Origin of the sequence: Ewingella sp. AOP8-B2-18 (assembly GCF_052376015.1) — a bacterium.
Classification (GTDB): Bacteria; Pseudomonadota; Gammaproteobacteria; order Enterobacterales; family Enterobacteriaceae; genus Ewingella; species Ewingella allii.
In genome coordinates, this window is sequence record NZ_JBQSVB010000001.1 from 671,310 (window position 1) to 692,567 (window position 21,258).

19 protein-coding genes and 1 pseudogene are annotated in these 21,258 nt (G+C 56.6%); 10 read left to right on the plus strand and 10 right to left on the minus strand.

Features of this window, described 5'->3' with window-relative positions; translation table 11 throughout:
- Nucleotide 1: 1 nt before the first annotated feature.
- On the minus strand, nucleotides 2-1,576 hold the full coding sequence (locus tag ACT3RR_RS03095; RefSeq protein WP_353501625.1) for an ABC transporter substrate-binding protein: 1,575 nt from the start codon (nucleotides 1,574-1,576) through the stop codon (nucleotides 2-4).
- A 161-nt stretch (nucleotides 1,577-1,737) separates the two neighbouring features.
- On the opposite strand from ACT3RR_RS03095, the gene ACT3RR_RS03100 reads away from it, so the two are divergent.
- On the plus strand, nucleotides 1,738-2,388 hold the full coding sequence (locus ACT3RR_RS03100) for a DUF1028 domain-containing protein (protein WP_353501626.1): 651 nt from the start codon (nucleotides 1,738-1,740) through the stop codon (nucleotides 2,386-2,388).
- A 221-nt stretch (nucleotides 2,389-2,609) separates the two neighbouring features.
- Nucleotides 2,610-3,062, plus strand: a pseudogene (locus ACT3RR_RS03105) (LysR family transcriptional regulator); the annotation flags it as partial.
- 246 nt (nucleotides 3,063-3,308) lie between these two features.
- Here the strand turns inward: ACT3RR_RS03105 and lsrK are convergent.
- Both lsrK and lsrR read right to left on the minus strand, forming a co-directional pair.
- A complete protein-coding gene (gene lsrK, locus ACT3RR_RS03110) occupies nucleotides 3,309-4,898 on the minus strand; it encodes an autoinducer-2 kinase (RefSeq protein ID WP_486030015.1) in 1,590 nt (529 codons plus the stop codon).
- A gap of 67 nt (nucleotides 4,899-4,965) precedes the next feature.
- Nucleotides 4,966-5,940, minus strand: a complete 975-nt coding sequence (lsrR, locus tag ACT3RR_RS03115) for a transcriptional regulator LsrR (RefSeq protein ID WP_496199711.1) — start codon at nucleotides 5,938-5,940, stop codon at nucleotides 4,966-4,968.
- 233 nt (nucleotides 5,941-6,173) lie between these two features.
- On the opposite strand from lsrR, the gene lsrA reads away from it, so the two are divergent.
- The 7 genes from lsrA to ACT3RR_RS03150 all read left to right on the plus strand — a co-directional run bounded on the left by lsrA (nucleotide 6,174) and on the right by ACT3RR_RS03150 (nucleotide 13,235).
- A complete protein-coding gene (gene lsrA / locus ACT3RR_RS03120) occupies nucleotides 6,174-7,724 on the plus strand; it encodes an autoinducer 2 ABC transporter ATP-binding protein LsrA (RefSeq protein ID WP_496199712.1) in 1,551 nt (516 codons plus the stop codon).
- Complete coding sequence (gene lsrC / locus ACT3RR_RS03125; protein WP_496199713.1) at nucleotides 7,718-8,782, plus strand: autoinducer 2 ABC transporter permease LsrC; 1,065 nt, start codon at nucleotides 7,718-7,720, stop codon at nucleotides 8,780-8,782. Before lsrA ends, lsrC begins: the two co-directional genes overlap by 7 nt.
- Nucleotides 8,782-9,804 carry an autoinducer 2 ABC transporter permease LsrD gene (gene lsrD, locus ACT3RR_RS03130; protein ID WP_496199714.1) on the plus strand — a complete coding sequence of 341 codons (1,023 nt, stop codon included), beginning with the start codon at nucleotides 8,782-8,784 and terminating at the stop codon, nucleotides 9,802-9,804. Before lsrC ends, lsrD begins: the two co-directional genes overlap by 1 nt.
- A 13-nt stretch (nucleotides 9,805-9,817) precedes the next feature.
- Complete coding sequence (gene lsrB, locus ACT3RR_RS03135) at nucleotides 9,818-10,834, plus strand: autoinducer 2 ABC transporter substrate-binding protein LsrB (protein ID WP_353503937.1); 1,017 nt, start codon at nucleotides 9,818-9,820, stop codon at nucleotides 10,832-10,834.
- Nucleotides 10,835-10,863: 29 nt separating this feature from the next.
- The gene (gene lsrF, locus ACT3RR_RS03140; RefSeq protein ID WP_353501632.1) at nucleotides 10,864-11,739 is read left to right on the plus strand and encodes a 3-hydroxy-5-phosphonooxypentane-2,4-dione thiolase; all 876 of its coding nucleotides are present in this window, start codon (nucleotides 10,864-10,866) and stop codon (nucleotides 11,737-11,739) included.
- Nucleotides 11,740-11,753: 14 nt separating this feature from the next.
- Nucleotides 11,754-12,044 (plus strand): (4S)-4-hydroxy-5-phosphonooxypentane-2,3-dione isomerase, encoded by a 291-nt coding sequence (gene lsrG, locus ACT3RR_RS03145; protein ID WP_353501633.1) that lies wholly within the window; start codon nucleotides 11,754-11,756, stop codon nucleotides 12,042-12,044.
- Between the two features lie 954 nt (nucleotides 12,045-12,998).
- Nucleotides 12,999-13,235, plus strand: coding sequence for a hypothetical protein (locus ACT3RR_RS03150; protein ID WP_353501634.1), 237 nt, complete (start codon nucleotides 12,999-13,001; stop codon nucleotides 13,233-13,235).
- 54 nt (nucleotides 13,236-13,289) lie between these two features.
- Here ACT3RR_RS03150 and ACT3RR_RS03155 read toward each other — a convergent pair whose 3' ends face one another.
- Entirely contained in the window at nucleotides 13,290-14,360 is a 1,071-nt protein-coding gene (locus ACT3RR_RS03155; protein ID WP_496199823.1) for an ABC transporter substrate-binding protein, read from the minus strand.
- 180 nt (nucleotides 14,361-14,540) lie between these two features.
- The gene (locus ACT3RR_RS03160) at nucleotides 14,541-15,452 is read right to left on the minus strand and encodes a LysR substrate-binding domain-containing protein (RefSeq protein WP_496199715.1); all 912 of its coding nucleotides are present in this window, start codon (nucleotides 15,450-15,452) and stop codon (nucleotides 14,541-14,543) included.
- Nucleotides 15,453-15,593: 141 nt separating this feature from the next.
- On the opposite strand from ACT3RR_RS03160, the gene ACT3RR_RS03165 reads away from it, so the two are divergent.
- Nucleotides 15,594-16,376 (plus strand): hypothetical protein, encoded by a 783-nt coding sequence (locus ACT3RR_RS03165; RefSeq protein WP_496199716.1) that lies wholly within the window; start codon nucleotides 15,594-15,596, stop codon nucleotides 16,374-16,376.
- Nucleotides 16,377-16,383: 7 nt separating this feature from the next.
- Here the strand turns inward: ACT3RR_RS03165 and ACT3RR_RS03170 are convergent, their stop codons facing one another.
- The 5 genes from ACT3RR_RS03170 to ACT3RR_RS03190 form a co-directional block, all read right to left on the minus strand.
- Nucleotides 16,384-17,229, minus strand: a complete 846-nt coding sequence (locus ACT3RR_RS03170; protein ID WP_496199717.1) for an amino acid ABC transporter ATP-binding protein — start codon at nucleotides 17,227-17,229, stop codon at nucleotides 16,384-16,386.
- Between the two features lie 19 nt (nucleotides 17,230-17,248).
- On the minus strand, nucleotides 17,249-18,157 hold the full coding sequence (locus ACT3RR_RS03175) for an amino acid ABC transporter permease (protein WP_353501639.1): 909 nt from the start codon (nucleotides 18,155-18,157) through the stop codon (nucleotides 17,249-17,251).
- Nucleotides 18,150-18,677, minus strand: coding sequence for a GNAT family N-acetyltransferase (locus ACT3RR_RS03180; RefSeq protein ID WP_396132613.1), 528 nt, complete (start codon nucleotides 18,675-18,677; stop codon nucleotides 18,150-18,152). The genes ACT3RR_RS03175 and ACT3RR_RS03180 overlap by 8 nt, the downstream gene beginning before the upstream one ends.
- A 25-nt stretch (nucleotides 18,678-18,702) precedes the next feature.
- Complete coding sequence (locus ACT3RR_RS03185; protein ID WP_034789409.1) at nucleotides 18,703-19,623, minus strand: ABC transporter substrate-binding protein; 921 nt, start codon at nucleotides 19,621-19,623, stop codon at nucleotides 18,703-18,705.
- 268 nt (nucleotides 19,624-19,891) lie between these two features.
- Nucleotides 19,892-21,076 (minus strand): amidohydrolase, encoded by a 1,185-nt coding sequence (locus tag ACT3RR_RS03190; RefSeq protein ID WP_496199718.1) that lies wholly within the window; start codon nucleotides 21,074-21,076, stop codon nucleotides 19,892-19,894.
- Between the last annotated feature and the right edge of the window lie 182 nt (nucleotides 21,077-21,258).

Genomic DNA, 21,258 nt, shown 5'->3' on the forward strand with positions numbered 1-21,258 from the left:
TTTACTGTTTGGTTACCCGATTGAGCAACAGATTGAAATTCGGTTGCAGAGCAAAGTGCTGAATGCGCGTTGACGTCACGGCGTTTTGTTTCCAGTTAGCGACGAAAATCCACGGCGCGTCGTCATGAACCTTCTGCTGTACCTGACGATAGAGTGCACCGCGTGTGGCGGTGTCCGTGGTCAGCCGCGCCTTTTGCAGCAGCGCGTCAACCTGCGGGTTACTGTAATACCCGGAGTTAAATCCTCCCGCTTTCGGCCACGCGTCGGTGCGCAGCGTGAGGAATGGCAGAGTGTCCGGGTCATTGGTCATCCACGCCATTTCCGCCATATGGGTTTGGTTATTCAGCCCGGCGTTCACCTTCGACAGATAGGTATTCCACTCATAGGTTTGAATCGCTACATTCAGGCCGACGGCTTTCAGATCGGCCTGAATAGCGGTCGCCATCGGGATAGGGTCGAGCATGCCGGAGCCACCCTCTGTCACGTAGAAGGTCAGCGTCGCCCCTTCGGCTCCTGCGGCTTTGAGCAACTCACGCGCTTTGGCCGGGTCATAAGGGTAGGGTGAAACCTCTTTGTTAGCCGCCCAGCCAAAAGCACGGGGGATAGGACCATCAGCCACCTCGGCGGAACCTTGCAAAATATTGTCTGCCAGAGACTGTTTGTTCACCGCGTAATTCACCGCCTGCCGCACGCGTACATCATTGAAGGGTGGCACCTGCGTATTGAGCATCACGTACCAGACGTGCGGGCCGGTGGTCTGATACATACGGAAGCGATCGTGCTTTTTCTCAAACAGCTTTACCGTGTCTGGCGGCACTTCCACCATGGCATCGATGCCGCCAGACAGCATCTCGGCCACCCGTGTATTACCGTCGGTTATCGGCCTGAATACGACGTTCTGTACCGCAGGTTTGCCGTCCCAATAATGCTCATTGGCATTGACCACCACCCGCTGATTGGCCTGCCACTCAGCAAAGCGAAATGCGCCAGTGCCCACCGGGTGGCGGCCAAACTCCTTGCCATATTTCTTCACGGCGGTTGGCGAGACAATCAGGCCGGTCGGCGTCGCCAGATTAGAGAGGAAAGGGGCGAAAGGCTCTTTTAGGGTGAACACCAGCGTATTGGCGTCCGGCGTCTCAATGCTTTTTATCGATGAAAAGAAGAAGGAAAGCGGGAAAGGCCCGGTGTTATGCCACGGATTTTTGTCATCCAGCATACGATCAAAGGTGAATTTTGCCGCTTCGGCGTTGAACGGCGTGCCATCCTGAAACGTCACGTTTTCCCGCAGATGAAAGCGATAGGTCAGACCGTCTGGGCTGATTTCCCAACCTGTGGCGAGGGCCGGCTCGATATCCAGCTTGCCTTCGCCATTGCGTACCAGTCCGTCGTAGATATTGACCAAAATACGTGAATCGTTTGCCGCGGTGGCGATTTGCGGGTCGAGGGATTGCGGCTCGGCAACTTGACCGATCAACAAGGCATCGGCTGGCGTTTTCGCCATGGTGGGAGCGCACCACGATAGCGCGCCGAAGCAGAGACAGAGCGGGAGAAACCTTCTTCGCAGAGTGTGCAGCATACCGACCTCGTGGCGAGTTGTGTGTCGTGTGACTCCTTTCAAAAGAGTCTGTTTATTATTTGTGCTTATTTTATTTATGCGTATAAATAGAATTAAATGCAATAATTTATACTCATAAATTTAACGAAGCTGTCATAACACGACAAAAACAGGGGGCGGTTTTGACCTTTTCAATCGTAGCGCGGGATGAACAAACGGGAGCACTGGGCGTTGCCAGCGCTACGGCGGGCCCGGCGGTGGGCGCGCTGGTGACCCACGGGCGCTCGCAAGTTGGCGCTATTGCTACCCAAGCCATGACCAATCCACTGTACGGCGAGCGCGGACTGGCATTGCTCCGACAAGGCGCAGACGCCGCTTTGACCTTAAAAAACTTGCTGGCCGAAGACTTCAACCGGCAGATGCGTCAGGTGCTGATTATTGATAATCAGGGCAAGATGGCGCATTGGAGCGGCGGAGAGTGCGGCCCGTGGGCCGGCAGTTTGGCGGGGGATTCGTGCGTGGTCGGCGGTAACTTGCTCACCGGCGCCAGCACGCTGTCCGACATGCTGGAAAGTTATGACCAAAACGGCGATTTACCCTTTGCTGATCGCCTTCTCAGCGCCATGTTCGCCGGTGCGCAGGCCGGTGGCGACAAGCGCGGGCTGAAGTCAGCGGCGCTAAAAATTTGGCACGACCGCGAATATCCCAGCGTTGACCTGCGTGTTGATTGGTCTGATCTCCCCCTTGCCGAATTGGCCGAAATCCTCCAGCAAACCCGCGAGCCTTCCTACGCCGACTTCTTCGCCTCTCTGCCTAAAGGCCATGTAGGCTAACGCGTCATAAGATTGCATTATGTTGGTGCAATAGGATGTGAATGGTGCGCGTGTGGGAAGTAATTACTTATGCGATGATTGAGAAATTAAATGTTAATTACAATGAGTTATATATATTTTTGTAATGATTGAGTTTTTGGCCCAGTTATTGCTCTCTTGATGTAGCTACTATGTTTGGCACCCCCTAAGGGGAACCTTTTCTGGCAACGTGGAGAACAGTGATGAACCTCAGACGCTTAAAGTACTTCGTGAAAATCGTCGATATCGGCAGCCTGACTCAGGCGGCAGAGGTTTTGCATATCGCCCAACCTGCGTTGAGCCAGCAACTGGCGACGCTGGAAGGGGAGTTGCATCAGCAATTATTAATTCGCACTAAGCGTGGTGTAACCCCAACCGAGGCCGGAAATATTCTTTACATGCACGCCCAGACGATTTTACGTCAGTGCGAGCAGGCGCATAGCGCCGTGAACTGTGCCGGTCAGGCACTCAGCGGGCAAGTGTCCGTCGGTTTGGCCCTCGGCAGCGCGGCACCCAACATGGCCGCCCAGTTGTTACAGGCCGTTCGCGAGCAGCACCCGCGCATTCTGTTGTATATCAACGAAAACTTTAACTCGACCCTCACCGAACTTGTCACCGAAGGTCGCATGGACATGGCAGTGATCGCCGAATCCCGCCCAGCCAAAGCCTTCTCCGTCGTCAGCGGCGCATCAGCCCGCCAGTCGCACCAGCTAAAAGTTTCCACCACCCAACCTTTGTCACCTCCGGCGCAGGCGGTTTATAAGATTTTGCAGGAGCTAATGGCAGGGGAGAGCAGCCGGGTGGCAGAGCCTTTACTGGCCGTTGGGTAAGAGTCCGGTTTAGCGGTTTAAGGTCAAGGTCGTGGGCGTCTGCACACACCGACCAACTGGCCCACCATCCCCTCATAACCCGGGTGCTTTCCACATCGACGTGGTCAACTGCCTATCTACCAGGCCCAACTGGTCGGCGTAAACGGCCTGCCAGTTGCTCTTCTGCAATAAATAAATCTCATGATTTGCCGCGTCGGGCTGATACTCCCTTTCCCAACGCACCAGCGATTCCCCGGTTTCCGCGAGGGTGGAGTAGACGCCCGCCGCGACGCCGGCCGCAATGGCGCAGCCCAGGGCGGTGGCTTCCTTCACGACCGGCACTTTTACCGGAATGCCGGTGACATCGCTGAGGATCTGGCACCACAACTTGCCCTTCGAGCCGCCACCGGCGAATACCAGCGACTTGGCGCGAACGCCGGAAAACTCGGCAATCAGGTCCAGATTGCAGGCGGAGACGATGGCGGCATTCTCTTCCAGCGCGCGGAAGAGCGTTTGCTTATTGCAGCGTTCGGGGTCAATCGACAAATTGATGAAAGAGGGGGCGGCGTGATACCACGTCTTGAAGTGCATCGCGTCGGAGAAAATCGGCGTCACGCCCCACGAACCGACCGGCACGCGGGCAGCCATGTCTTCTAATAATGAATAAGTGTCGACTCCCAAACGCTGGGAGAGCAGCTTCTCTTCGGAGCAAAATGCGTCGCGGAACCAGCGCATCGTCAGGCCGGTGAAGAAGCTGATTGACTCGGCTTGCGCCATGCCGGGAATCACGTGCGGGTTGATGCGAATGTTCATTTCCGGGTCGGTGACGGGTTTTGGCAGATTAACCACTTGCTGCCAGAAGGTGCCGCCCAGCACTGCCGTCTGCCCGGCGCGCACCACGCCCAGCCCCAGCGTGCCGAGTTGCACGTCGCCGCCGCCCATGCCCACCGGCGTACCGGCCTGCAGGCCGCTGGCTTCTGCCGCCTTGGCGGTGACTGATCCAAGAAGTGTGCCGGTTTCGGCGACGGGAGAAAGCATATCGGCACGCAGCCCGGCCATGTCGAGCAGCTCAGGGCGCCAGTTGCGCGTGGCGAGGTCTAACATGCCCGTTGTGCCCGCGTTGGACGGGTCAACCGCCAGCTCGCCGCTCAGCATATAGGCCAGCCAGTCGCTGATCATGGTCACGGTGGCCGCCTGACGGTAAATGTCCGGGCGATGGTGAGCCAGCCACAGCAGGCGCGGCATGGCGCTTAGCGCCAGCGTCTGGCCGGAGCACTCATAGACTTCGCGCTCGAATTCATCATCATGGATCTCTTTAAGCTCGGAGACTTCACGGCTGGCGCGAGCGTCAACGTTGGCGCAGGCCCAAATTGGCTCACCGGCTTTATTATAGAGAACGATACCTTCGCGCATTGAGCAGGCGGCGACGGCGCGAATGCTCGAGGCGGGGATCTGTGCCTCATGCAGCGCCTGACGGATACACTGGCAGGCCAACTGCCAGTTTTTACTCAGGTCGAACTCCATTGAGCCGGGTACGTCTGGCACCGCGAGGTGGATCCACTCGGCCTGTCCCGCGGCTATCTGCTCACCTTCGAGATTGAAAATAACCGCGCGAATGCTGCCCGTACCGGCATCCAGTGCCATCAAATAAGCATCGTGTTTTGTCGCAGATGATGTGCTCATAGTCGCTCTCTCATAACGGTTTTTGTCCATACCCGTTACCGCCGCCGCGCAGAGCACACCCTGCGCATTAGTCGAGCAGCGCCAGCATCGCCTGCGCCGTACTCTCTTCGGTAACCAGTGCGTTAATTCGTTTGCCTTTTAGCGCCGCGATAATCGCCTCGGCTTTTTCTACCCCGCCAGCAACGCCCAGCACGGTGGGGATATTGGCTAACTCATCCGGCGAAACGGCAATCAGCTCGTCGTGAATCGCCATGTTCTCCGCCAGCTCGCCGTTGCGCTGCATGAAGTAGCCGAGAATGTCGCCGACCGCCCCCTTGCGGCCAAAAATCAGCTGTTCCCCTTCGCTGATATAGCCCGAGCGCAGAATAGTGGCGTCGTGCTTCTGGTTCAGCGAGCCGATGCCGACGATGGCGATGTCCGCCGCGCAGGCCGCCAGCATTACGTCATGCACGTTACGCTCCTGGCGGAAAATCGCCGCCACGCTGGCCGACGAGGCCCGCAACGGCGCGGGAATAATGCTTACGCCGCAGGCCGCGTCGAGCTGGCCGATGCCGGTCATATAAGGGCCGACGCCGCCGGACAGCGTCACCATGCGGATTTGCTGTGAGCTGATAAAGCCGCTCAGGTGCTGCAAAGTGCTCATCGCGGTTTCGCCAAACCCCACTGCCAGCAGCTGATCGGGCTTAAGTAGCGTCATCAACATGTGCGCGGCACCCACGCCCAGGCGGCTGCTCAACACCCCTTCAGATAGCTGCGGCAACACGCGGACGTGCTGCAGATCAAAGCGATTTAGCAAGGTGTTTTCCAGCGCCAGACAACCCTCAAAGCGCGAGTTAATCTGCACGCGAATAACGCCCGACTGACGGCCTTTCTCCAGCAAACGCGAGACTTTCAGGCGCGTCAGCCCCAGCCGGTCACCGATCTCATTTTGGGTCAGGCCGTCGTGGTAATAGAACCACGCGGTACGTGCCAACAGCTCTTCTTCGCCCATGCCGTATTCCATTGGGATAGTCAGGTCGGACTGCGTTGCTTTGTCATTCATAGTGAACACTTATCAAAATGTAGATCAATTGTTCGTTAACAAAATGTTGTTAACTGTGATGTGTATGGCAAATCATGAATGATTGCTGTTCAAATCATAACGCAGAGTATATGGATTGAACAAACTGTGATCGCGGCTGAAGTTTTATCCGTCACCTGAGACTAGGATTTTGAACAATATTAAATGACAAATACATTTGTTCATTGAATGTGTTTTCACTCAGAGGCCCTTTCATGCAGACAGACTCCCTCGACGCGTTATTACAGGTTTCCGGTGTCAGCAAAGGTTTTTCCGGCGTGGCGGTACTGAAAAATATCGACTTCACCCTGCACGGCGGTGAGATCCACGCGCTGCTGGGAGGCAACGGCGCGGGGAAGTCCACTTTGATGAAAATCATCGCCGGGGTCGAGGTGGCAGACAGCGGCACGCTGTGGCTGAACGGCAAAATACAAACCGGCATGACGCCCGCCAAGGCCCACCAGGCGGGGATCTATCTGGTGCCGCAGGAGCCAATGCTGTTCCCGAGCCTGACGGTAAAAGAGAACATTTTATTTCGTCTGCCCGCTCATCAGGCTCGCGGCGATAAGCTGAAACAGCGCCTTGACCAGCTGGGCTGCACCCTGCCTCTTGGCGCACTGGCCGGAACGCTGGAAGTGGCCGACCAGCAGCTGGTGGAGATCCTGCGCGGGCTGATGCGCGACGCGCGGCTGCTGATCCTCGACGAACCCACCGCCTCGCTGACACCTGCTGAATCCGCCCGGCTCTTTACTCAGGTGAAAAAGCTCACGGCGCAGGGCGTCGGGGTGGTGTTTATCTCCCACAAGCTGCCGGAAATTCGCCAAATTGCCGACCGCGTGAGCGTGATGCGCGACGGCAAAATTGCGCTCAGCGGCGCCCTGAGCGAACTCGACAACGAGCAGCTGATTCAGGCTATCACCCCGCAGGCCGCACAAACCGCGCTCCCCGCCGAACAGAAGCTGTGGCTGGATCTCCCCGGTTCGCGCCGCAACGCTGCGGCAGGCCAGCCGGTGCTACAGGTGGAAAACCTCACTGGCGAAGGCTTTATTGATATCTCTTTAACGGTGAATGCCGGAGAAATTGTCGGGCTGGCGGGCGTGGTCGGGGCCGGACGCACCGAGCTGGCTGAAACACTGTATGGCCTGCGCGCGGCGCGGGGCGGGCAGGTGCGGCTGGCGGGGCGCGATATCACTTCGCTCAATACTCTGGCCCGGCTGGAGCAGGGGCTGGTATACCTGCCCGAAGACCGTCAGGCCTCCGGCTTATACCTTGACGCGCCGCTGTCATGGAACACCACCTCGCTGACCTTTAACCGCACCGGCTGGTGGCTCAACCCCAAACGCGAAGCCGCCGTGCTCGAACGCTACCACCGTGCGCTGGGCATTAAATATTCCCACGGCGAGCAGCATGCCCGCACGCTCTCCGGCGGCAACCAGCAAAAGCTGCTGATCGCCAAATGCCTGGAAGCCGCCCCGGCGCTGCTGATTGTTGATGAGCCAACCCGTGGCGTGGACGTTTCCGCCCGCGCTGACATCTACCAACTGCTGCAAAGCGTGGTGAAACAGAATGTGGCCGTGCTGCTGATCTCTTCCGATTTAGACGAGATAGAAGGGCTGGCGGACCGGGTTTTTGTCATGCATCAGGGGGAGATGAGCGGCGAGCTGCGCGGCGGCGACATTAACGTCAACGGCATCATGCATATCGCCTTCGGCAATGCTCACCAACCCGCACCCGCCAAGGCTTTAGATGGAGAAGCGTCATGCTGAAACTGATTCAGAATAACCGTGAGCTCACCGCGCTATTGGCGATTGTCGCGCTGTTCGGCCTGCTGGGCGCGATGGACAGCCAGTCGTTTAGCTTTCAGACGCTGGGGATGATTTTCGGCAGCGCGCAGATCCTCATGCTGCTGGCGATGGGCGCCACGCTGGTGATGCTGACCCGCAATATTGACGTCTCGGTCGGCTCGATAACCGGGCTGTGCGCGGTGACGCTGGGCATCTTGCTTAACAGCGGCGTCGCCTTGCCGCTGGCCTGTCTGGCGACGCTGGCGGTGGGGATTGCGGCGGGCTTGTTCAACGGCGTTCTGGTGGCGTGGCTGCGCATTCCGGCGATTGTCGCCACCCTCGGCACGCTGGGGTTGTATCGCGGATTAATGCTGCTGCTGACCGGCGGTAAGTGGATTGAGGGGCTACCCGCTGACCTGAAATCGCTCTCTGCGCCGCTGGTGCTGGGCGTTTCACCTCTCGGCCTGCTGGTCATAGTGCTGCTGTTAGCCATGTTCTGGATGCTGTCGCGCACGGCGTTTGGCCGCAGCTTCTACGCCGTTGGGGACAATCTACAGGGCGCGCGCCAGCTCGGCGTGCCGGTGAATCGCATGCGCATTCGGGCTTTCGGCATTAATGGCGCGATGGCGGCGCTGGCCGGGATTGTCTTCGCTTCGCAAATTGGTTTTGTGCCGAATCAAACCGGCAGCGGGCTGGAAATGAAAGCCATCGCTGCCTGCGTGCTGGGGGGGATTAGCCTGCTTGGCGGCACTGGCAGCATCGTTGGTGCGGTGCTGGGAGCCTACTTCCTGACGCAAATCGACAGCGTGCTGGTGCTATTGCGCCTGCCCGCGTGGTGGAACGACTTTATCGCGGGCGTGGTGCTGCTGGCGGTGCTGGTGTTTGACGGGCGTTTGCGTCAGGCCCTCGACAAAAACCTGCGCCGCCAGAAGTACGCTCGCTTCCAACCCAAAGTGACGGTAGTCGAAAGAGCCAAAACCAAACCGTCGGAGCCGCGCACATCCCGACGCATGAACGCCAATAAAAGCGGGGTGCTGTGATGAACAACCTGAAGCGTTACGGCTGGGAAGGGGCGCTGCTGGCCCTGCTGGTGATGGAGATCTTACTGTTTGGCTTTGCTAACCCGCGCATGCTGGACATTAACACGCTGCTGTTTAGCACCAGCGACTTCATCACCATTGGCATCGTCGCGCTGCCGCTGACCATGGTGATTGTCAGCGGCGGCATTGATATCTCTTTCGGCTCGACCATCGGCCTTTGCGCCATCGCGCTCGGCGTGCTGTGTCAGGCGGGCGTGCCTTTGCCGCTGGCGATTGGCCTGACGCTGGCTCTCGGCGCGGCCTGCGGCCTGCTCAACGCCGCGCTCATCCTTTATACCGGGGTCAATCCGCTGGTGATCACCCTTGGCACCTTATACCTGTTTGGCGGCAGCGCACTGCTGCTTTCCGGGCTGGCGGGTGCTACCGGTTTCGAAGGCATTGGCGACTTCCCGGCGGCTTTTACCGATTTCGCTAACCAAGTGGTGCTGGGCTTGCCGATGCCGCTGCTGATTTTCCTTCTGGCAACGCTGTTCTTCTGGGCATTGATGCACCGCACCCGCACCGGCCGCAATGTGTTTCTGATTGGGCAAAACGCCCGCGTGGCGCGCTACGGAGCACTGCCGGTCAGCCGCACGCTGTTTGCGCTGTATGGCATGACCGGGCTGGCCTCGGCGGTTGCGGCGATAGTCATGACCTCCTACTTCGGCTCTGCGCGCTCGGACCTCGGCGTCTCCTTGCTCATGCCTGCCATCACCGCAGTGGTGCTGGGCGGGGCGAATATTTACGGCGGTTCCGGCTCGGTGTTAGGCACCGCGCTGGCGACCTTGCTGATTGGTTATTTGCAACAAGGGCTGCAAATGGTCGGTATCTCCAGCCAAGTTTCCAGCGCACTCTCCGGCGCGCTGCTGATTCTGGTGGTGATTGGCCGTTCAGCCAGCCTCAACCGTGGCCTCCTTCGCAGTGTTTTCCAGCGCTATTACCGCCGCTGGACTGCGCCTTCTGCTTCTCTGACCTCGAAATAATGTGGAGTGAATGATGAAAACAACCGCGTGGAAAAACCTGTTCGCCGTCAGCGCATTGGCTGTGGTTTGTGCCAGCGCACAGGCCGCAGATCGCATTGCCTTTATCCCGAAACTGGTCGGAGTTGGCTACTTCACCAGTGGCGGCAGTGGCGCAACGGCGGCGGGCAAGGAGCTAGGCGTCGACGTGACCTACGACGGCCCGACGGAGCCGAGCGTGTCGGGGCAGGTGCAGATGATCAATAACTTCGTCAATCAGGGCTATGGCGCCATCGTGGTCGCGGCGGTATCCCCCGATGGACTCTGCCCGGCCTTAAAACGCGCCATGCAGCGCGGGGTGAAAGTCCTGACATGGGACTCGGACACCAAGCCCGAGTGCCGCTCGATTTACATCAACCAAGGCACGCCGCAGCAGTTAGGTTCCATGTTAGTGGACATGACCGCCAGCCAAGTGACCAAAGAGAAGGCTAAGGTGGCGTTCTTCTACTCCAGCCCGACGGTGACCGACCAGAACCAGTGGGTGAAAGAGGCGAAAGCCAAAATCGCCAAAGAGCATCCGGGCTGGGAAATTGTCACCACGCAATATGGCTATAACGACGCCACCAAGTCGCTACAAACCGCCGAGGGCATCATGAAATCGTGGAATGACCTCGACGCCATCATCGCCCCGGATGCCAATGCCTTGCCAGCGGCGGCGCAGGCGGCGGAAAACCTCGGGCGCAAGAATGTCGCCATCGTCGGCTTCAGCACGCCAAACGTTATGCGCCCGTACGTCGAGCGCGGCACGGTGAAACAGTTCGGCCTGTGGGACGTAGTGGCGCAGGGCAAAATCTCGGTGTATGTCGCCGAACAGCTGCTGAAGAAGGGCGAGCTGAACGTCGGCGACAAGCTGGATGTGCCGAAAATCGGGCAGGTAGAAGTCTCGCCGAACAGCGTGCAGGGCTACCAATATGAAGCCAAGGGCAACGGCATTGTTCTGCTGCCGGAGCGCGTGGTGTTCACCAAAGACAACATCGGTAAATACGATTTCTAACATTAACGTCACTGTAAGGAGAACTTGAGATGGCTGATTTAGACGACATCAAAGACGGCAAGGATTTTGGTATTGGTACGCCGCAAAGCAACCGCGCTTTCTTCCTTAAAGGAAGCGGGGCGCTGGACTGGGGGATGCAGTCGCGGCTGGCGCGCATTTTCAATCCGGCCTCCGGGAGAACCGTCATGCTGGCGTTCGACCACGGCTATTTTCAGGGGCCGACCACCGGCCTTGAGCGTATCGATCTCAACATCGCGCCGCTGTTCGAACACACGGACGTTTTGATGTGTACACGCGGCATTCTGCGCAGCGTGGTACCCGCTGCCGTCAATAAACCCGTGGTGTTGCGCGCGTCTGGCGGTAATTCGATTCTCACCGAGCTGTCGAACGAAACCGTGGCCGTAGCCATTGAAGACGCGCTGCGCCTGAACGTTTCCGCCATGGCCGCGCAGGTTTATATCGGCAGCGAGCACGAGCATCAGTCGATCAAAAACATTATTCAGCTAGTGGATCAGGGCACCCGCTACGGCATGCCAACCATGGCGGTGACCGGGGTGGGCAAAGATATGGTGCGCGATCAGCGTTACTTCTCATTGGCCACCCGCATCGCCGCCGAGATGGGGGCGCACATCATCAAAACTTACTATGTGGACAGCGGCTTCGAGCGCGTCGCCGCAGGCTGCCCGGTGCCGATTGTTATCGCCGGTGGTAAGAAACTGCCCGAGCGCGAAGCCTTAGAGATGTGCTTCCAGGCTATCGATCAGGGGGCATCTGGCGTGGATATGGGGCGCAACATCTTCCAGTCCGAATCGCCGATTGCCATGCTGAAAGCCGTGCAAGCCGTGGTGCATCACAACGCAAGCGTCGACCACGCCTACGCGCTGTTTCTCGATCAAAAAGGCTGAGCCAAGGAGGAGTTATGGAAGTCACACTGGTAGAAATTAATGTCAAAGCCGACAAAGTCAATGAGTTCTTGAAAGTGTTTCACGACAACCACTTAGGCGCGATTAAAGAGCCGGGAAACCTGCGTTTTGACGTGCTGCAAGATGAGCAAGAACCCACGCGATTTTTCATCTATGAAGCCTACGTCGATAATGACGCCGTCGCCGCGCATAAGAAAACACCGCACTACCTTAAGTGCGTCGAGGCACTGGAGGGGCTAATGACCGGGCCGAGGAAGAAGACCAGTTTTAGAGGGATTTATCCGTAACTTTGGGGTGGCAACCCAAACCTGCTTTACCTTCAAAGGCAAAATTGTGTGCTGCCAAGCAGACAACGCATTTTTACCGTGCCGTTTCGTTGGAGTGCAATTTTGCTCCTCCCCCTGATAAGGGGGAGGCTGGGAGGGGGTATTGCAGAAAAAATCAGCGGCTTATGTGAGAAATACCCCACCCCAACCCTCCCCTAAATAGGGGAGGGAGCAAGTCAAAACCCATAATAAAACCCACTGACACGGCACGGTCTAGATGCCAGTAGGTCGCGTTCAGAAGTGACGCCGAGCAAGAGGTGGAAAACCGCGTGTCTTTTTACGCGGGTTGTAATCCCGCCGCGAGGGAACCGCCTAAGCGGCGGCACTTCGCGACGATCACTAAAGTGCCTGAAACATGTCCATTCCAACCCTGCGCAGCCTCGAACTCACAAAAGAAAAAACGCAGGGTTCCAAGGGAGGCGCGTTTACGCCTCCCTTGATCGGTGTGGGCCGACGCCCACGACCTTGAATTTGAATTTGAATTTGAATTTAAAGATTCAAAGATTCAAATCTTTAAAGATTAAAAAAGCGAGTCAGGGGCCGCCGCCCCCCCAAAACTGGAATGCATCTCGTAATTTATTTTGTCGCTGATGTAACCCGACAATAACCTTCCAAGACACCTCGCAGAGATGATTTTTCCCTCTGATAAGCCAATAAAAAAGGAATAGGCTGTCCTTGCTGCGGTGAAAACCGTGGTCGGGCGTAGGAACCTGAGGCAGTCCCCAATAGCAATTGTAGTGACGTCTTCGCTGCGTATTACATTGATTTTAAAAATGTAACTATGGTGGCTCAGACGGGGCAGCCTTCGGGCTGACCGGAAATTGGGACCGGTATTCCTACCTCCGTCTGAGCTGTCTCCCTATGCCGTAGGGGCTTAGGAGTCGGCCATAATTACTCTTCAGGAAGGTATATAAAATGGACAATGTTGCTACTTTAGTTAATTCATTTGATGGGCTTTACGATGCGACGCCTCTGACGGCGGTTGAACTGTGTGAACAATGTCGGGCACTGGTTTTTGCGATGACCGAATTAGCCAATCCTATTGCGAAAGAGCTGTTGAACTCGATTCTATGGGAACGTATCGATCAGCTTTATCAGACACTGACGGCTCTGGATGTGGACCCGCAGGCTAGATTTTCGGTGCTGATGTAATCGGCGAGGAGCTAAGGGAAGGCAGGGCGCGTGGCGGCGCCCTGCGAAGAGGGATTACTGCGGTGTAGCCCAAAACACGCCGCTGTAATCCAGCGAGGTGAACTTCTCGTGGGCCATCTTTAAATCGGCCAGTGGGTCGATATCTTTGAACAAGTCCGGGTGCAGGAACTTGGCAATCTCTTCGACGGCAATGACGTTGAAAGGCAGGTCATAGAACTGGTGGTACATCGCCAAAACCTGCTTGTCTTTAATGGATTTCAGTACGCTGATGCCATTGCGGCTCATCAAGGCGCTCAGGCTTTTCTGCACGGCCGCTTCATTGGTGCTGTAGCCGAAAGGCACGGCGCCAGAAGGTTTGTTGCCGCGGCTCCAGTCAGCGCCGGTCATCAGGTAGTAATCCGGGTTGCTGCTGATCAACTGCTCAACGTTGATATCGCCACCCATTGCCGGGAACAGTTTGCTGCCAATGTTCTGACCACCGGCCTCGTCAATAAACTGACCAAAGCTGCCTTTACCAAAGGTGGAGCAGCACTGTTCGCTGTGCAAACCTGCATGGCGCTCAATGAAGACGCTCGGGCGCTGGTCTGGCTTGAGCGTGGCTACCCGCTGGCGAATTAAATTCAGGCGCTGTTGGTAAAAATCAATAAAGATTTGGGCGTTTTTCTCTTCGTCAAACACCTTACCTAACATCTGCATGCTGGCGACAGTATTAGTCAGCGGCTGCTGGCGGAAGTCGATAAACAGCACCGGAATATTGAGTTTTTGCAGTAAAGCTAGGGTGCCGCTATCGGTCATTTTGCTTAGCAAGCCGGTATCGAAAATCACCAAGTCAGGCTTCAGCGTCACCGCTTTTTCGACACTGAAATCAGCCACGTATGGGTTGTCGAAAATGGGAATGTCTTTCATTTTCGGGAATTTTTTCAGGTACGCCTGATTCATATCTGCGGCTTTAGTTTGCAGCGAGTTGTCCATTGAAACGATATTTTTCAAAGGATCTTCCGGGTGCAGAATATTTAAGGCAATCAGGGCGCGCGAGTCTGCCAGCATGACGCGCTGGGGCGTATGGTCGAAGGTCACTTGGCGACCGGCGATATCAGTAACAGTGAAAGGTGCGGCCTGCGCCATAAATGAAATCAGCAGCGAGCTGGCCACCGCCAACAGGCGTGCGGGGCGAAGTAAACCAGTGAACATGACAATCCCTAGAGCGAAAAAGAAAGATGATAATGATAATCATCTCTTTTGGACTTGGGAACGGCTCGCACACAATTTGACATCAATCTTGTGGCTCAGGGCGTGTGTCTAACCTTATGGCTGGGCGATCAGCGGCATTCTGCTCTGCAGCCAATGCTTTAATTCCACAATGTCGGCGCGATCGGCTTTATCTGGCGAGGTAACAAAATAGTAATTTGCGCCCGGCAGGCACTGCTCAAACGGCACTTGCAAAATGCCTTTTTCGATAAAGTCCTTAGCCAGCAGGCTGCTGACGATGGCCACGCCCTGTCCGGCAATCGCCGCCTGAATGGCATGGGTTTCATCGGTAAAGCGCAGGCCGGCATCAATATTTAATCCGGCAGGGCCAAACTGCTGGCGCCAATTCTCCCAGTCCGGCGAGGGCTGCGGGATCATGCGATTTTCTACATGGAACAGCGTGGCAGTGAGTAAATCTTCCAGCCGCTTTAATCCCAGCGTAGGACTGGCAACCAGCACAAAACGGTCATGGGAGAGCAGGGTGGAGTCGAGCTGAACGCTGGCGTGCTGGCTGTAGCGAATAGCAACGTCCACGGTATTCTTGGTTAAATCCACCAGTTCAATGCTGGTATGAAGCCGCAGGTCGAGCGTCGGCGCATGGGTTTTCAAATCAGCCAGGCGTGGTACCAGCCAGTGTGTCAAAAAGTTCGAGGTGGTACTGAGGGTTAAGGCTGTGGGCTGGCGCGCGTGGTGAATTTCATTCACCGCGTCTTGCAGAGTGCTAAATGCCTGACGCGTTGCCTGACGCAGGATCAGGCCGACGGCGGTGAGTTTCACCTCGCGGGCGCTGCGTTCAAACACCTGAGCTGACAGCGATTCTTCCAAAACGCGGATTTGATGGCTAATGGCGGTGGCGGTCACGCCAATCTCTTCGGCGGCGCGTTTAAAGCTGCCCTGCGTCGCCACCGCGTCGAAGGCTTTGAGTGAACCCAGTGGCGGCAGGCGCGGTTTTCTTACGTTTGCACTCATGATGAGTTATTTTCATCCATGGCTGAAAATGATGACTTTGATTGACCCAAAATAAGCGGAGTAAGCTTGCTTTGCAATATCGGTATAGATGAAGTGAATTCATGCTTGTGCCGATGACCCTCAATCAAAGGAAGCTCTCTCATGACTCTGTGTATCGAGCAACGCCAGCTGCGGGCTGGCAATAAAGCTGAGTTATTCGCTCTGCTGTTTTCGTTTCAGGCGCTGGTTTCGGGCCTGCTGTTTTCTCTCGTTGGCTGGGCAGAGCTGTTTACTGCCAATTTATTGCTGGGCGCGGTGGTGATTTTTGCGACAGTCGGGCGCTCGGCGGCGGGGCATGCGATGTCGACTTTACTGGCCTGTCTGAACGCAGTCAGCCTGCTGATGGCATTACTTAGCTGGTCGGAGCGCGGCGTGGCGGATGCTAATACTCATTTGATCAACGGCATCGCCGCCATCCTGTTGGGGCTATTGGTTCTGAATGAGAAGTATGGCGCGCGGCCTTGGCTGCCAAGGGCTTTGCGCCGTCAGCACGGTTTCTCATGGGCGCTTGGGGCTGAGGTATTTTCAACGGCGGGGATTGCCACTGGGCTTTTTCTCACCGTCTTGGTGAGCCAAGCCTTCTTCATCCACCAGGCCACGCTGGAAACCGGTTTATTTCCACTGGTACTGACCCTCTTTATGCTGGCGCTGCGGATATGGGTTTTAAAACAAGGGGCCAACGCCGCGATCTCTCAGCAGGTCTATTTGCCCTACGTCCTGCCGCTGCGTGCGATGGGAGCAGCAGTCGGGGTCGGGCTGGCGGTATTTTTACTGCAGAGTTATCCGAATGGGGAAGGCTTTGCCGGTGCATCAGCCTTGCTATTGCTGTTAGCGCTGGGAAGCACTACGACAATGCTGGTCGCGGCGGATGCGCCGGCAGAATGAGGCCGGTTCACAGCACTTTTTCTAGGAAGCTGCGGGTGCGGCCGTGGCGCGGGTTATCCAGAACCTGCGACGCAGAGCCGCTCTCCACCACTTTGCCATCCACCATAAAGACCACCTGGTCCGCCACCTGACGGGCGAAACCGATTTCATGGGTGACGACGACCAGCGTGACGCCAGAACGCGCTAGCTTTTTAATGACGTCCAGCACTTCGCCGACCAGCTCCGGGTCCAGTGCCGAGGTGGGTTCATCAAACAGCATCACTTTAGGGTTGAGGGCCAGCGCGCGGGCAATAGCAATGCGCTGCTGCTGCCCGCCGGAAAGATGGCGCGGGTAAGCCTGAGCTTTTTCGCGCAGCCCGACGGTGTCCAGCAGCTCATAAGCACGGGCAATGGCCTGTTTGCGGTTCATCAGCCGGTGAACGATAGGGGCTTCAATGATGTTATCCAGCACCGACAGGTGCGGAAAAAGGTTAAAGTTCTGGAAGACGTAGCCGACGTTAACCCGTTGCTTGAGAATGGCCCGCTCCTTCAACTCATACAACTTGTCGCCTTTGCGCTGATAGCCAACATAGTCGCCATCAATCTGAATGGTGCCCTCATTGACGCGCTCCAGATGATTAATGGTGCGCAGCAGAGTGGATTTCCCTGAGCCGGATGGCCCGAGGATCACCGTCACGGTGCCGGGTTCGATGCTTAGGCTTACGTCATCCAGCGCCTTGTGTGCGCCAAAATGTTTGCTCAGATGGCTGATTTCAATTCTGCCCGGCGCCTGATGCTGCGGCTGGCGCAGCAATACCGGCTCGGCGGCTTTGGCCGTTGGGGGTGAAACGAACAGGTCAAAAGCTTCAGACATACATTTACTCCTTCGCGGCTTAGCCGCGCGCCCACAGGCGGAAACGTTGGATTGGCGTCGGTCGTAGCTCGCGCACGGCTCCGCGTGAGAAATAGCGTTCAACATAATATTGCAGCACCGACAGCACCGACGTGATAACCAGATACCAGACGGTCGCCACCATCAGCAGGGGAATTACCTGCTGGGTGCGGTTGTAGATCACCTGCACGGTGTAAAACAGCTCGGGCATCGACAGCACGTAAACAATCGAGGTGCCCTTGGCGAGACTGATCACTTCATTAAAGCCGGTAGGGATAATCGCCCGCAGTGCCTGCGGCAATATGATGCGGAAGGTGCGGCGATAGCCCGGCAAACCCAGTGCCGCGGCCGCTTCATGCTGACCATGCTCGACACCCAAAATGCCGCCGCGAATAATCTCGGCGGTGTAGGCCGACTGCACCAGCGAAAGCCCCAGCACGGCGACGGAGAACTGATCCAGCAGGTCCACGGTTGGGTGGCTGAAGAACTCAATCGAGGTAAAGGGAATGCCGACCGACAGGCTGTCGTACAGGTAGGAAAAGTTGTAGAGAATGATCAGTACCAGCAACATAGGCAGTGAACGGAACAGCCAGATATAGCCCCAGGCCAGCCCATTCAGTAAATAGGATTTGGACAGCCTGGCCAGCGCCAGCGCGGTGCCGAAGATAATGCCAAACAGCGTGCCCAGCAGGGTGAGTAGCAGGGTTTTGGCTAAGCCTTGCAGGATAGCCGGTTCAAAGAACCATTGGCGAAATACGCCCCATTCCCAGCGCGGGTTGGTGGCAATCGACTGGACGATCACCAGCAGAATAAAGACCGAAAATATAGCGCCAATCAGGCGCAGCGGGTAGCGGGCAGGGACCACTTTCAACGGCGGCTGGTCGGTCTGTCGCAGCGAGGTGTCACTCATAGGCTTTCTCCGCAACAGGGGCAGCAGCCACGGCGACGGGCAATGCTTTGGTAAAGGGTAAACGGCCATCATAAGGCGGCAGGGAGTAAACCACCGGGTCCACGCGGGTATCAAACTGCGGCTGATAGCCGTTTGCCAGATATAACCCCACGGCCTCCGGCTGGCGGAAACCGGTAGTGAGGAATAGCTTGCTGTAGCCTTGCTCCAGCGCGCGTTGTTCCAACTCAACCAGCACCTTTTTCGCCAATCCCTGGCGGCGCAAAGTTTTGTCGGTCCAGATACGTTTTAGCTCGGCGGTCTGCAGGTCGTAGCGTTTAAACGCCCCCATCGCAATGGGAACACCGTTACGCAACAGCACCACAAACACCCCGTCCGGCGGGGCGTAGTAGCTCAACGGCTCTTCTTCCTGATGGCCAAAATAGTCGCCATAACGCGCGCGATATTCACCAAATAAGCCTTCAATGACGGGCGCAATCAGCGGGTCGTCCGGCAGGGTTTGAATAAAAATGTCCTGACTCATGGTCTGCTCCTGCTGAAGAGAAAAATTAATCACCAAGGCCCGGTGGGTTGATTTCGGAGTGGTCGATCTTCTCGACGCTCTCGCCCCAGCGGTCTAACACTTTCAGGTAACTGCCACTGGCTATGGCGCTGTTAATCGAGGCTTGCACGGCATCAACCAGCCCGTTGCCCTTTTTCAGCGTCACCGCGATGTTGGCGGTTTTCGGCCAGCCACCCGGCACGGTGCCAACCAGCTGGGTTTTGCCCGTTAACAGGGATTTATAGGCCCCGGTGACGTTCGGGCCAAAGGTGGCATCGGCGCGGCCTGACTGGATAGCCAGCGTCGAAGCCGCGTCATCTGTGACATAAATAGGCTGTAGCGGGGCGAGGCCCTTGGCGCGGTTTTCTTTATCCCACTCCAGCAGGACGGCTTCCTGATTGGTGCCGGAGCCTACGATGATTTTCTTGCCAGCAATGTCCGGGGCTGAAGTAATGGATTTAATTTTGCTGCCGGTCTTCACGTAGAAGCCCAGCGTATCTTGGCGATAGGTGGCGAAATCGAATTTAGTTTTGCGATCTTTGGTCACCGTAATGTTGTAGATAGCGGCATCGTATTTGCCGGACGTCACGCCGAGCGGCCAGTCTTCCCACGAGGCGGGCACCACTTTCAGCTTCAGGCCAAGGCCATCGGCAACCAGACGCGCAATGTCGGCCTCGCTGCCAATCACGGTTTTATTGTCACGAGCATAGAGGCCAAAAGGTGGGGCACTGCCGAGCACGGCCAGCGCGACGGTCAGGGTGCCCGGTTCGACAAACTTAAAGTTTGCCGGGATTTTGGCGATGGCTTCAGGGCTTTTTGGCGTATTGATTGGGGTTTCATTGGCGACTAAGTCGATACCCGGTGCTGCATAAGCCACGGAGGAAAAAAGAACCAAAGCGGCCACGGCGGTTAATTTCGTGCTAATCATCTTTATTACCCTCATACCCTTCATATTTCGCGTTGTAGATGCGTTGGCTGCCTTTCTGCACCACGAACTATCTAGGTTAATTATTTTTTATTAGACCCTTGCAGGTGTCGAATTCACTATTCCTGAGCGGCTGAGGGATGTAAAACAACAAAATTAAATAACTAAACTGATAAAGCAGAAATAAAAAACCCGAGATGAAAGACAGGCAGAAAGCCCGCTGACCGACGTTAAATCGGGCGGGCTGTTCATATTATTGGTTGGGGAAAGATTATTTTTCTGTCAGTTCGGCCAAGGCTTTTTCCGCTAATTGTTGGAAATAGACCGCTGCCGGATATATGGCTTTTTCATTCGGATTAAATTTAGGGTGATGCAAGCCGAACTCACTGGCCGAGCCAATACTGACAAAGGCGCCGGGCACGTGATGCAGGTAGTGCGCGAAGTCTTCACCGCCCATTTGCGCCTCGGACAGCTCAACGTTATAGCCTGCTTCCCGCGCCGCCTGACTGGCAAACTCGGCCCAGCGCGGCGTATTGACCACCGCCGGTGGCCCTGGGAACCAGTGCAGTTCGGCCTTCGCGCCCAGCGCCTGCGCCACGCCTTCAATCACCTGACGGATTTTGCCGGGGATCTGTTCGCGGATCTCGGCGTTATGGGTGCGCACCGTGCCTTCGAGGTCAACATCCTGCGGCAGCACGTTCCAGGTATTGCCGCCCTCAATGCGGGTCACGCTGACCACCACCGACTCTTTGGTGCTGAAGTGGCGGCTGACCAAGGTTTGCAGCGCGGTAACGATGTGGCTGGCGGTGACGATGCTATCGACACCTTCTTCGGGATGCGCGGCGTGCGCGCCTTTGCCCGTCACCGTGATTTGGAATCGGTCGACGTTTGCGTAGAACGCGCCGCCCTTGGTGGAGAAGGTGCCGACCGGCAGCTGTGGCGCATTGTGTAGGCCGAAAATGGCGTCCACATTGTCCAGCGCGCCGGCTTCAATCAGCTGGAGCGCGCCGTTGAAACGCTCCTCGGCTGGCTGGAAGAACAGCCGCACGCGGCCCGGCAGTTGCTCTTCCCGCGCTTTGAGCAGGTAAGCCGCGCCCAGAATCACCGAGGTGTGGAAGTCATGGCCGCAGGCATGCATTACGCCAGCCTGCTGCGAGCTAAAAGGCACGCCGGAAATTTCATTAATTGGCAGGGCGTCGATGTCCCCGCGCAGCGCCACCAAAGGGCCGTCCTGCGGGCCAATTTCGGCCACTACGCCGGTTTTTAAACCGAGATTCAGGATGCGGATCCCCGCAGCGTTCAGCCACTGGGTAATACGCTTGGTGGTGGCATATTCGTGGTTCGACAACTCCGGGTTTTGATGCAATTCACGGCGCCAGTCGATCAGCTGTTGTTCAAGCTTTAAAGGAGTGAGTGATGCTGCGTCGAGGGTGTCATCGGCAGTATGAAGACTCATATCATTTTAACCTTATGGTATTGGCCGGCGAATAATGGCGGCGGGGAAATTAATGTCCTGATTAATCCTGACCGCATATTGGCAAATTACTAAATATCGACTGGTTATCTGTTATGCCTTTCGGTTCTCTTTCTGGTTTTATTTCATTAGCTAATTATCGAAATAAGAAGGACGGTTTTTAT